This is a genomic window from Flexilinea flocculi (assembly GCF_001192795.1).
In the GTDB taxonomy this organism is placed as follows: Bacteria; Chloroflexota; Anaerolineae; order Anaerolineales; family Anaerolineaceae; genus Flexilinea; species Flexilinea flocculi.
Window position 1 is genome coordinate 1277164 of record NZ_DF968181.1, and the last position, 15075, is coordinate 1292238.

The 15075-nt window shown below is 43.5% G+C and carries 1 protein-coding gene (only partly in view); it reads left to right on the plus strand.

The annotated features are described in order from the left end of the window. Positions 1-15075, plus strand: the 5' portion of a protein-coding gene (locus tag ATC1_RS10395) for a tandem-95 repeat protein (RefSeq protein ID WP_062281514.1). 39678 nt of this gene lie beyond the right edge of the window; 15075 of the gene's 54753 nt are visible here — the first part of the coding sequence; its start codon is at positions 1-3; its stop codon lies off the right edge, out of view.

Sequence of the window (15075 nt, forward strand, 5' to 3'; positions counted from 1 at the left end):
ATGATAAAAAAACAAAATTTTGCATGGACACAGCCAATAATAATTATTGGATTATTATTATGTTTCTTTTTACCCAGTGCTTTGGTTTATGCAGAAGATCCTGTTAATAATACGGTTGCGGAAGAGATCTCCCAACAACCTGCCGATTCCCCATCTGTGCCTGCAGTGCCAAGTCCGGAAGAGGCACAACCTGCCCCTCCTACTGATCCTGAACCTGCTGCAATTGAAAATAATACTTTGGAAAACGCGAATTCCGGTGCGATGCAAAATGAGAGCATTGTCGGTGATCTGAGTCCTATGGATGCGAATCCAACGAATAATACTGCCATCGTCATTGAATCAGATGCATACCTCAGCACAGCGGATAAGAGCATTTCATCCATCGATGATGAGGTCTATCAGATTCAGGAGGCGAATGAACCGGATTCGATCTCGGAGCTTTCGTCTCCACAAGGTTCAGACACTGAGGACAATCTTGAAATATTCAGCGTTTTTTCTTCGGAAACCTCCGGCGTGGAACAAATTATTGTCAATCCTGAAGACGAAAATCCTGATGATGTAATCGATGACGATACAGTGCCGTTATCCTCAGATCCAGATTCAGAAAGCCAGGCGGATTTCTTACCATCGGATGAAACCTCGATCGAAAATTCTCCACAAAAGGAATATGTCGATTCCACAGAAGAATCACCGCAAGACGCGACGTTTGATGCTGCGGAAAATTTTCAGTTAAATCAGACTGAAGAACCTCAGATAGGGGATAATGATCTTTCCTATGAAGATGGAATGCAATCTGAAACAGCCGCTGAAAATACCACTCAAGAACAATTATCAGGTGGTGATTTGCCGGATCCTAATGAAGGCAATTCGGATGTTACTCAGGACGAAGAATTCGAACAATGCCTGATCGAAGCTGAGCCGGATGGCGCACAAATGGTTATCGAAAATCCGGATGCCGGATCAGTGCTATCGATCTTGCCGGAAGAGACAACAGTAGTATTGGATCCATATTTCACCAGAGGTGGTGTCAAATACTCGTTTTTAGCAAATTGCAGCGGAGTTGATAATTGTGAAATAAGTTCTGCTCCGATTCAGGCAGCAATCGACAATGTGAAAGAACATGGTCTTCCAGATGACGCTACGATTTATGTGGATGGCGGATCTTATGCAGATAACTTGATTGTTCAAGGTTTTGTTAATCCACTGACACTGAAAAACAGTCAAAATAATTCAAATGCTGTTACATTGACCAATTCCGTATTGATCAGAGACAACTCAGCATTGATTTCTTTTTGGGGATTTGTTTTCAATCAAGCCATTGCTATAGAAAATAGCAATAGCGTTGAGATTCATGGATCCAGCGAAGATGATACTCTTGATCTTAAGCTCAATACCACAGGATTAGGCAGTCTGTCTGTTGATGGTGGCGATGGTACAGATACAATCATTTTAGACCCGGTAAACTCCGGTACTGTTGAATCACCTATACTTAGTACGATAAATACAACCGGTAACATTGTTGTTAATGCTGAGGACATCACCATAAATGCTGAAATAAATGCAGCCAATGTAACACTTACCGCAAATACTGCCGATAGTACAGTGGTTACTGATATCGCGAATGTTGTAGCTAAAACGGCAGCGATCAATATTAACAGAAATATTAGCGCCAGTGGAACGTTGACAGCATCAGCCGATGTCGCACGCAACATCGCAATTAACTCAGTCAATAACATTACAGACGTTGTGGATGACATTATTACCGGTAAGAATTTCTCCGATTATATCGGAGTAAAACTGAACAGCTCATCATCTGCAAATGTTTTGATCAATAACGGCGTAACACTCGCTGCTGCTTCTGTTTTATTATCAGCAAAGACTCAAGGAACCGTTTCATTAATTGCCAGTTCGACAGAACTGAGCATCACAAAACTACTTGCGTATAACATTTTCAACGAGAATGCCATTGTTTCGATGAATGGTGTCACTGCAAATATTCAAAACAGTCTTTCTATGCTTTCTCAAACCGGAATCCACTATACGGCAACCGGCAGAGTCGCGCTGAATAAAATCTCAGGTGAAACACGGTCTTCGATCGATACCAGTACAATTACAACCGGATTGTCCGGCAGCGGTGGAATTAATTTAAGCGCTATCGATAAAATTCAGGCAACCGCCCTTTCTCCTTTGGCAGATTATGTTATGGATTATGATCCCGAAGAGCCGGCTCCTGGAGATTTGATGATTGATTTAGCGATCGCTGGTAATCAGTTGGATCGCGATGTTCAAAGTTATATTAAGAATTCAACCGTTACATCAACAGGTGGCGATATCAGCCTGAAAGCAGAGAAAAATCTGCAGCTCAGTACCCTCGTAAAAGCCAATACCTTCCGTAACTCCGATGATACTTTTCTGAAGCGATCGGCGACCAGTGTCGGTGGTCTGTTTTCTGCTAATCAGGTCATTGGTGATACGCTGGCATACCTTGAAGGTGGATCAGTTCAGACAATCAGTTCCGGAAATATCGATTTATATGCCCGGGATTATTCTCAGATCGATGCGAAATCGGAATTCAGCGCTCAGGGAGTTGCTGGAATGCTTCATTTAATAGATTGGACTACCCAGGTCAAGTCAATCGGTTTTTCTGTGGCAATGAACCTGATGGGATGGAGCGTTGATAATTATTTTGGTAAAGCTCTGGATGATTTAATCGGTACAAATATCGGCGGTACTGAAACACCGCTTCTTATTAAAGCTTATATTCAGGATGGCGAAGTCAGTTCGGCAGGTAATATTTCATTGGCGGCTCTGTCTGATCTTAAAATGAACGCTACCGTCAGTAATGCTGCAGAAAGCACCAGTTCATCCTTGTATGGCGCCAATGGCAGCAGTACCAGCGGTATTCTTGCCAGCAATAAGATCAGTTCCCGTGTGAAGTCATATGTTAGCTATACTACACTTCCGGAAACTGTGAACGTATCGGCTGGAGGAGACCTGCTTCTCGATGCAGAGGACAATTCCGAAATTTATGCCAACAGTAAAGTAGTGTCCACTTCGATCATCACCAACGATGGCGGCATGAATGTACTGAAGGAAGGAATCACTTCTTCCTTTGATTACAAATATACATCGGATTATGGATTTACAACTGTAAACTTTGGAGATTCAGTATTATTGACCGATGATTATCTGGATCCGGATTATACGTCTCATCAGGTATTTATCCCGGCTGAAATTAAATTCGGCAATAAAGTAAAGTTAGATAAGGATACCGGTGGTGGAATGTCCGGAGAAGTCTATAAATATATCGGAACGACTTCACTTCTTAATCCTGACTTAAAAACACAAGATTATAACGATCCCGGTCTGTGGGTAAAAATTGGTGGGGAAGCGGATACTGTCTATCAGTATATGGGGAGCGGAAGTACGATTGATCTCGGTATTCAGGATTATACGGATCTTGGATATTGGAAAGAGGTTACCGCTACTCAGTTATTCCCGGAAGGACTGAATGTAACACCATCGAATTCCACATCCATTGGCGGGCTGGTTGTCCGGAATGAAATCAATTCTGAGACAGAAAGTTTTATCTCCAAAGCAAATATTAATGTAGCTGGAAACACAAGCCTCCTGGCAACCGATAGCTCGACAATTTGGGCAATAGCTGACAGTACTGCGATTTCTTCTGGTGGAAGTGCTTTTGGTGAAGGGAAATCATTGGCTGTCAATGGAACAATTGCCACGAATTTGATTCTGAGCAAAGCCAATACGTTCATCACAGACAGTAATCTTACTGTACATGGCGACTTGTCAGTAATTGCGAAAAATACCTCAAAAATTGACGCCACTGTCAATGCATTAACTTCAACCGGTGCCAAGGCAGTTGGTGTCACATTGGCATTTAATACCATTGGTTGGAAATCCCAAAATGTCCTGTTTGCAACTTTAGACGCCTTGCTTGGAACCGGTATTGGCGATTCTCAGGCCGCAGAGGTAAAAGCATTTATTCAGGATACCATTCTTGCAATTTCTGGCGCGGTAACGATGATTGCAAATTCATTTGCTGAGTTGATTGCCACGGTAACCAATGAAACTACATCGATTGCTTCTGCATTGGTGAATGCGACCGGGAAAGCGACAAGCGGTGTCCTGGCAAGCAATATGATCAACACGCTTGCAAAAGCATTCCTGTTATTTACATTAAGTCCTAAGATCGTCACAATAAATGGAAAGCTTACCATCACTGCTGAAGACACGTCCCGGATTATTTCCAGCAGTAAACTGGTTGCAACCTCATCAACTTCCAATAATCTGGGGGCAAGTCTGGTAAACCAGCTTGGACAGACGTTGATGAATGATTATCGCTATACGACAAATTCAGGTATCCGGACAGTTGCTTCCGGCGAAATGGTTCGGCTGGCAGATGATTATGACAGCGATCTTGGCGTACCCGGTACCATTTATCAATATCTGGGAACTACAAGTTTTTCATATGATCTTGGTACATTAGATTTTGCCAATAGTGCGCTATGGAAACAAATAACAGTTTTAGATTTGGTTCCAGCATCATTGAATATAACCGGTTCTGATGCTGTTGCGGTTGGTGTGCTGGTAGTTCGCAACGATGTTCGTACGGATACAGAAGCCTATATCAGTAATCTCGATATTAATTCGATCGAAGATTTCATTCTTTGCGCATACGAAAATTCTGAAATACAGGCGAAAATTGTCAGTGTGGCGGAAGCCAGCGGCGGCAGTGCGTTAGGAGAAGGAACTGTCTGGGCGGTAAATGGCACGATTGCAACCAACCAGGTGCTTTCCAAAGCGAATGCGTATATTGTGGATAGTTCTGTTACGAATACTACCGGTACTACCAATATTACGCTTACAGCTGAAAATAATACCCTGATCGATGCAACTGTACTCAGTGCCACAATGTCTGGTGATACTGCCATTGGTGTTACCCTGGCTTTCAATAAAATCGGCTGGGAACCACAGAATTTACTTTTTGATACGATCGATGCACTGATCACAACGGATATCGGCAATGAAAAACCGGTGGAGGTCCAGGCTTATATAAAGGATACAAACATCGAAATTTTAGGTGAGCTTTCACTTTCTGCGGTTTCAAATGCAATGGTGAATGCAACGCTGAGCAACGCGGTCAGTTCTGCTGCATCAGCCTTGTATGATGCGAATGGCAAAAGTGGATCCTTCATGCTGGCAAGCAACATGGTCAGCAGCTTCGCTAATGCATACATTGATTATTCGAATACCGGCTCTGTTATTACAGGTGGTGCATTGAGCATCGTTGCAGAAGATAACGCTGTTATCTATTCCAATGCCAAGCTGGTGTCTTCATCCATTACCACCAATGACGGTGGTCTATCCTTGATCAGCAATTCAGTGACCGATCTGGTGGATGTGATATCAGTCGACCATGTCAGTGGTGAGACTTCGGTATTATTAGAGTTTGGAGACCAGGTTCGTCTTGCTGAAGATTATGACACAGAAAATGGAAAACCAGGCGGAATTTACAAATATTTAGGTGCAGATTTATCTACACCACAAAATTTAAGTACCACCAATTATCTGGATCTTGGTTATTGGATCGAAGTACCGGAAACAAATCTCGTACCAACAGGACTCAATTTTTCAGATTCTAACTCAAACGCTTTAGGTGCTTTGGTCGTGCGTAATGATGTTCGCAGTGGCGTTGAAGCGTATATTCAATATGCAAGTGTAACGTCAGACAGCATCAATATGACCGCAATTGAAAGCGCGGCTATCAGTGCGATTTCTGATAGTACTGCGGAGTCATCAGGCGGTAATTCCATTGGTGGTACGGGAGATTCGTTAGCTGCCAGCGGAACGATCGCGACAAACCTGGTTTTAAGTTCAGCCCTCGCGTTTATTAAAGACTGCAGTATCAAAACGAATACTGGTGATCTTGTGATGAGCGCTGCGAATAGTTCCTCAATTAATGCAGAAACTTTAACCATGGCATCCTCCGGTGCAAATGCCTTTGGCTTGATTCTGGCTTTCAACACAGTTGGCTGGAAGGCTCAGAATGTCCTCTTCAATACGGTTGACGCTCTCTTGGGAGATCCGCTGATTGCAAGTTCGTTGGGGAATGAAGATCCATCACGCGTAGAGGCATTTATTCTGGATTCCAGTTTGGATGTGGCAGGATATCTAACGTTAACTGCGATTTCCAATGCAAGCATTACTTCCAATGTCGGAAATAATGCTACTTCTGCTCCTACAGCACTATTCGGCGCCGGTGGAACATCTGTAGGAATTATTTTAGCCAGTAATATGGTCAGCAGTTATGCCAAAGCTTATATTGATATCCCTGAAATTACCTATACCAGTGATCAAACAGTCGTTGCATTAATACCAGGTTTTGTAGTTCAAATAAAAACAAATATTACCTTTGATGAGAACACTACTTTTTCAGCCGGCGATGTTTACGAATATATTGGGGCAGAGTTATACTCAGTACCTCTTGGTTCGAACACAATCGAATTGGCTGCCCAGAATTATGGAAATTCGCAGAATTGGCGTAAAATCAGTCATCTTTCATCGATTGTTACCGGCGGAAATATTTCGATGCTGGCTCAGGATGATGCAGCAATCCATGCTGAGACGCAAATGCTGGCTTCAGTGGAGCCCAGTAATGATGCCGGTATGGGCATAATCAATAATCTGGCAAATACATGGCTCGAATCGTATGAATATACCAGTAATTCGGGTAGCCGTCTGATGGATTTTGGCACAATGGTGCGGGTGGCAGATGATTATGCCAATACAAAAGCTGAACCAGGAACCATATATCAGTTTATGGGAGCAACTCCGATATCGTTTGATCTTGGTACGACGGATTACTTAGATTACGCTTATTGGAAACCACTATCGCAATACACATTGATCAGCGATTCTGTCGTTTATACAGCGTTGGAAGAAATCGGACAGAAATATAAAAAAGAGGGCCTAAATGGATCGGCTAAAGTAATTTATGGATTGATTGACCGGAATGATGTGCGGAGTGAAGTCCTTGCATATATTAATGATTCAACCATTAATACAACCGGCGATATCAGCCTAAGCGCTCTGGAGAGTGCGGCAATTACCGTCTTAGATAACAGCGTTGTTTCGACGTATGAAGGCGGAGGCGGCATTATTACAACCAATATTGTCCTGAGTAAAGCCAATGCATATATTACGAACAGCAGTGTTGTTACGACAGCTAAAGATGCAATTAATCCGGGCAATTTGATTCTCAATGCGAAAAACAACTCATTCATTGAGGCGACAGCAAACAGTGAAGTTTCTGGATGGGACAAGACAGTTTCCTTCATTGTGGCTTTTAATACGATTGGATGGAAAGCAGAAAATATCCTTTTTGCGGCGGTAGATGCCATCCTCGGTGATCCGCTTATCGCAAGCGCATTTAATGGCGAACAGCCCGCAGAGACTTATGCGTATATAAAAGATAGCACGATTGATATTACAGGTCAGTTATCGCTTTCAGCGGATAATAAAGCGCAACTGATTGCATCAGTAGGTAGCAGTGCATTTTCAGACGCGGCTACTGATCTGGTGTTCTCCGCAAAATATCAGGGGACGGCAGTCAGCGGCGGTGGAATTCTGGCAAGCAATAAAGTGAGCAGCCGCGCAAAAGCCTACATTACATTTTCCACAACGGAACTTGAGCAGACCAATACGATCATTGCGGATATGGGAATTGCTATTTTTGCATCTGACGAAGCATTAATCGATTCTCAAGCATATGTTCTGCAGAGCGCTGTTTCCACCAATACCATTTCTGAAGGGCTCGGCGCTGTTGCTGCAGGATTTTTCCCGGATGACTATCAATATACGACGCTTTCAGGTACACAGGCGCTCACAGCATTTAGCCCTACATCATCGGTTCTAAGTAAATTTTTCCGAGTGAAATTCAGTGATATACATATCCCAACAATGGTTGGCAAGGGAGTCAATGGCAGCATTTATGAATATATCGGTGAACCTGGCGTAATTGATCTGGGTACAGAGAACTATAACGATGAGCTAAAATGGAAAGTCGTGACTTTAACAGTAGAAGATTATTTCCCGAATTTAGGAAATGTAACTTCTTCGGATGCGAAGGCGATTGGTTTCCTGGTGGTTTATAACGAAGTCCGCAGTGAAGTTCTGGCTTATATTGAAAAAGCGAATGTGACAAGCGGGGGGGACCTATCATTAGAAGCTGTTGATAACGCGACATTAAAATCTTTCGCAGAAATCAATGTGAATGCTTCCGGCGGCAGTAATATGGGGGCTGGTGAGGTGAAGGCTTATAATGGACAGCTTGTATCCAATTTACTCCAAAGTAAAGCGAACACTTATATTAATACAAGTATTGTAATGACAACTGGTACAGCATCGGTCACCTTAAATGCAGAAAACTCTTCCATATTGGATGCAACGATTATGAGCATCACTTCCAGCGGTGATACTGCGGTAGGTGTAGTCCTGGCATTCAACACAATCGGCTGGGAATCCGAAAATGTACTTTTCAAAACAGTAGATGCGCTGTTATGTACGGATATTGGATCGGAAAAACCAGCTGAAGTACAAGCCTATTTGCTTAACACACCTGTAACAGCAGCAGGAAATCTTATCCTGAGCGCGATCAATAAGACGCAATTAAATGCCACGATCAGCAATGCAGCCAGCTCTGCTGCCTCTGCGTTGAAAAATGCCAATGGCAAGAGTGTCGGTATGGTACTGGCGAGCAATATGGTCAGCAGCTTGGCAAAGGCTTACATCACTTTCGATACGATGCCCACTGCAACAACCAACCTGATTACTGTAACTGGAACGCTCGATATCAATGCTGTCGATGACGCTTCGATTTATGCCAATGTTAAACTGGTAAATACTTCGGTTACTTCCAATAATGGAGGATTAGGCATTATCAGTGAAACATTAAATGATCAATTGCCGGCTGATTACTCCAGTACTGAAAGCGCCAGATTAAAATTTGGTAATCGCGTACGGTTAGCCGATGATTACGGAGCTTATTTCCTGTCACAGGATGCTATTAACGCCATCGCAAAAGAAATCCCGCAAGAAGTGATCGATAAATTAGCATCTATGATCGATACAGAGTTTTCAACCGAACAGGCATTGGAACTTGAACTCACTCGCCATCTCTCTGCTTATGAATTGCTGGCTTACGAAGACATCATTCTTGAAAACATGGATTATAAGGGCGGAAAGCCGGGCGCAATTTATGTCTATATGGGCGACGATTTTGCGGATACCGATGATCCTCTCGATTTGAGTACAGTGGATTACACTGATTTGGCTTATTGGAAGCTGTCTCCTGAAACCGATATTATTCCCGAAGATATTAATGTAACGGATTCGAATGCGGTTTCGGTTGGCGGTCTGGCTGTTCGTAATGACTTAAGGAGCCTGGTTGAAGCCTATATCAGTAAAGCAACCGTCGAAAGTGGAAATACTCTGAATATTAAGGTAGATGAAAGCGCTGTCGTATTCGCAAAAACCGACAGCAACGTGTTGTCCTCTGGCGGAAGCAATGAAGGAAAAGGTGATTCGATCGCAGTCAACGGTGTGATTGTTACCAATCTGATTCTCAGCAAAGCGGAAGCATTTATTAAAGACAGTATCATCACTGTTAAAAATTTCGGCGACCTGAATCTTGATGCGGAAAACAATTCCCTTATAAAAGCAATCAACTTGAGTACGATAACCGCTGCCGGGAAAGCAGTTGGTGTTACGCTCGCTTTTAACACTGTCGGCTGGCTTGCACAGAATCTGCTATTCAATACCGTTGATGCATTAATCGGATCACCTGAAATAGCCCAGGCAATGGGCAATGAATCGCCTGCCAGAACCCTGGCTTATATTTTGAATTCTAAAATCAGGGTTGGCGGCGATCTAAGTATCAAAGCAGTTAATGCAGCGGTCCTGCACGCGAAAGTAAGTAATGAAGCTTCTTCAACGGTTTGTTCTTTATATGATGATGAACAGACGGCTGCCGGAGCAATTCTTGCCAGCAACATGGTCAGCAGCATGGCGAAAGCTTACATCGATTATAAGGCTTATAACTGGACCAGCAGCGATGGCACTCAATTAATCCTACCGGGCTATTTAGTAAAAAGGAATTCAGACGGGAAGATTTACGAATACGTTGCTGATTTATCAAATTCTACCGATCCGCTTGCATTCCTTGGCTTAAATTTAATCAATCTCGGTATTACAGATTATCGTGATACCGCAATCTGGAGACTTTATACCCCAATAACAGGCATTGCCACCGTTGTTAGCGGAGGCGGATTTGACATTTACGCCTCTGATGATGCAACCATCTTTTCTGAAGTGGACCTTTCCGTTCTTGCCAGCACACAGAATGATTACGGCATCAGTATTATCGTGGATGCGGCAATGAAAGTACTTCTGGATTACGGTTATACGACGCGTTCTGGAAGCTTCATTATCCCGGATTACGAAGAAGATGAATTCTATCTTCCAATTCGAGTCCGAGTGGATGAAGGTTATCAATCAAGAACTGGAAAAACTGGATTGCCCGGCCGTCTCTATGAATATATCGGGCCTGATAATACGATCATCGATTTGGGCGCTATCAATTATAAAGATAATCCGAACTGGGTATTGATCCCAACAATTGATGATATTGTCGGCTATGATTACAGCACTGCTTCCGGATCAATTTCTGTTGCAACCGGGGAAAAAGTTAAAGCTGAGAATGATTATGATGATACGCTGGCTGAACCCGGTTATATTTACGAATTTATCGGAACCGGTCAGACGATTGACCTTGGGAATGAGAATTACCTGGATTCCACTCGCTGGAAGAAGTTATTCTCAATCGGTGAAATCCTGGCTCCTCTTAAATTTTTGACGAACTTTACAGGATCACCATCCACTGCAGTGGGAGGGATGGTCGTACGCAATGATGTTCGCAGCAATGTTGAAAGTTACATCAGTAACCAGACAACCGTGGATGTTGGACAAAACTTAAATATATCCGCTTACGAAAATGCTGTGATCATTGCAAAAGATCGCAGCGAAGTCACCTCATATGGCAGCAGCGCATTCAAGAAGGGAAATTCTATCGCAGTCAATGCGATAATTTCCACGAACCTGGTGCTTAGTTCCGCAAAAGCATATATTTCAAATGTTTACGGAACAACAACCTTGATTGCCGGTGGAAACCTGAACCTTATTGCGAAGAATAATTCGTTTATCGAAGCAACGGTTGAAAACAAGACGCTGTCCAATGGCGTTTCAGTGGGAGTTACACTGGCTTTCAATACAATCGGCTGGGATGCCCAAAATATCCTGTTTAATACAATTGATGCAATATTGGGAACATTGATCGGAACCAAGCAACCCGCTGCAACAATCGCTTTTATCGAAAAAACAAATATTGCTGTCGACGGATTTCTGTCAGTCATCGCTGAGAGCCTGGCGAAAATTACTGCTGAGATTAAAAATGCCGCAGTCGCAATTTCCGGCAGCTTTGCCGAAGACACCAAAGCGGTTACAGTAGGCGTGGTTATCGCGATGAACAAGATCAGCACTGCGATCAAAGCATTCGCTCAGGAAGCAGCTTCGATTGTAGCAAAAATGGGTAACAGCAGTGACCTGATGAATGCGATTGCATTCAGCGCGGTCAACAGTTCAATCGTATTTGCGAGGGTAAAGAGCTCTTCGATTTCGGTCACGGCCAGCGCCAAAAAATCCGTTTCTGTCGCGGTGGGAGTAAGCATTGCAAATAATGAAATTGATGATGATTTGGCAACTTATGTGAATAATACAGGTATTTTACAGACTGATTCAGGCAATGTGTCAGTGTATGCCCAGGAAAATGCGAATATCGATTCAATTACTTCTGCAACGGCTATATCGATTGGAATCAGCGCATCAGGCGGTGCAAAGAGCTTCAGTGGCGGCGGAGCCATCGCTGTCAATCTGATCAAAGGCAACGCAAATGCTTATATTAGTAACAGCGACACCGACTCTGCTGGAACCATTACAATCAGCGCTTATAACAATTCCGACATTTTAGCGCGAGTTGACAGCAGCGCTGTGGCGATTGCATTAAGTGCCAGTGGAACTACTGCTGGTGGTGCGATTGGAATATCGTTAGCCCGAAATACCATTGCATATGATCGTGATTATGAATATGAAAGCACACCGTGGGCTGGACCTTACAACGATTACACGTCAATAGAGACTCTATCAGAATTGCTGAATGGTAAACGCGTATATTTGGATACGGATCTGGATGGTTGTAAAGCCGGAGAAGTTTACGAATATATTGGCAGCAGCATACTAACTGGTCCGATCGATCTGAGAAATCAGACCTATAGCAATCCCGCGCTTTGGAAGAAGATTGTTAATGCTCAGTATCTGCAAACGGGTGATAAAGTAAAACTTTCTGATGGTTATGACAATACCAAAGGAGACGGTGGAAGTATTTATGAGTATAAAGGCACTGCAGGGCTGGTGGATATTGGACTGACTGATTATACCAATACAACTCTTTGGACGAAAACAGATGGAATTAGCGGGAATCCACTGCAGGTTTACGCCTATATTCAAAACTCTGATATCACAGCCGACGGACAGGTGACAATCGATGCGAAAGCAGACAGCAGTATCGTAGCTGAAGTATATGCTGCAGCGGTAGCGATTTCAGCTTCTTCTGATAAATCCGGGGCTTTAAGTGCCGGTGGCGTAGTTACGATTAATCGAATTTTTAGTGATGTACAAGCTTATATTGACACCGCTGATTCCGTTACAATCAGCACTGGCGATTTGATAATCCATGCAGAAGACAACTCGATTTTGGACGTAAAAGCCCTTTCAGCAGCGGTTTCGGGCAATCTTTCCGGATCAAATGGTGGTGCGTTGGCAATCGGAATTTCCTATGCCCGCAATATAATTCATAGCGGGGCTATTGCCTATATTGCAAATGTCAGCAATCTTCATGTGAATAATGGAAAAGTGGAAATCAATTCACTTCGCAACTCCATGATTGATGCAATTGCTGCCGCTGCTGCAGTTTCCTTGAGCGGAACCGGATCTAATAGCGTTGCATTCAGTGCTGGCGGCGCTATTGCAGAGAATAATATTCTTGGGAAAACCAATTCGTATATTCTTTCCAGTACTGTAACAACCAGCGGCGATGTACTGATAAACGCAACGAATCTGTCCACCATCCACGCGATGGTGCTATCCGTTTCCGGAGCCATCAGTTTCGCAGGCAGTACAGGTGTTGCGGTTTCAATCGGTGTATCAGTCGCCCGGAACTTTATTGGTTATGGTTTGACCGGCGGTTATACGCCAATTGAAGTAAAAGCTTATATTCAAGATTCCAATATCAACTGCGGCGGTGCGTTATCCCTGATTGCGCAAGAACCAACTAATGAACTCTTTGCTTTGAGCACAACCTTTATAAATACATTGGATGATGCCGGGACACAGGATGAGGATGATCCTGATACAGTCGGTGTATATGAAGATCAGATTGATGCAGCAAACGATCTAACCTTATTAGGTCAGTTAAAAGCTGAATTCCAAACAAAAGGTGTTACGCTCTCCAACGATCTGGTCGTTACAATCATCAAAGAAGGAAGTGAATGGATTTTACGTGATCGATACGGTAAAGGGTATAAGATTACCAAAACCGGATCAGTGTTGAACATCGAGAATACGATGCTGATTAATGCCGAAGTTTTATCCGGATCTGTTGCAATTGCCGGTAGTGGAAGCACTGCAGTTTCTTTGAGCGGTGCAGGCGTGTATGTCGAAAATAAAATTGCCACAATTGTGAAATCCTATCTTGATAATGATCTTATTAAAGATATTTTTGCGGATTCCATATCAATCAGAGCGCTGGATGGATCAACCATCACTGTGACAGCAGGTGCAGCATCGGTTGCCGGGGCAGTTTCGGGAAGCGCCGGAGTTGCAGTTTCGATTGGCCTGGCAATTGCTCGTAACCAAATCAATAATATTGTTGAAGCCTATATTTCAGATGCGGATAACCTCAAAACAACGGCCGGCGGCGTACTGGTTGAAGCAATCAGTAACGCCGTGATTCATGCAATCTCTGCAGCAGCTTCGGTTTCCATCGGCGGCGGTGGAACAGCAGGTGTTGCGATTGGTGGCGGCGGTGCAATCGCACAAAATATTATCCTGGGTAAGACCAACGCTTATATTTCAAATAGTGATTTGGAAATTACCGGTGGCAATCTGAGCTTGCTGGCTCAAAACACTTCGGAAATCCATGCGATTGTTGCGGTTGCGTCTGCTGCAGCCGCTTTAGGGGGGACAGCCGGTGTGGGCGTATCGATTGGAATTTCGGTAGCAATCAACCGGATAGGTTGGGAAGCTGATTATCTTTACACGACGAATTCACTCAATCAAATGGTTCAATCGGGTGATACTGTCAAGTTGGCAGACGATTATCAGACAGTCTATGAAGAAGTTCAAGATATCTCTGACTCGGATGGTGATGGCAGTACAACCGATATGGTTTTCAAGAAAGTCCCTGATGTAAATGATACAGATGGTGATGGTGACAAAGATGAGCTGATTTTCCAGCCAATTCAGTTAAACAAGGGAGAACCAGGAGCAATTTACCGTTATATCGGCCAACCTGATACGCTGAATTTAGGTGACCAGGATTATACCAATACCGCATTATGGAAAAAAGCAACCGGTGATCCCACCGCAGTACCTGCGGAAATCCAGGCATATATATTAAATTCAAAAATATTGGTAACCGGTTCGGTTTCGATTCAAGCTGATGCCGATGAATCGATTGAAGCAGTTGTTATGGCTGGTTCTGTTGCGATCGGACTGGGCGGTACAGTGGGTGTAGCAGTCAGTGGCGCTGCGGTGTATACCGAGAATAAAATTTCTACATTGGTCCAGGCATTTATTGCTGATACGAACAGTCTGTTGGGTAATGCTTCTACAACCATTCGGGCAGCAAGCCTGGATATGGATGCGAAGGATAATTCTACA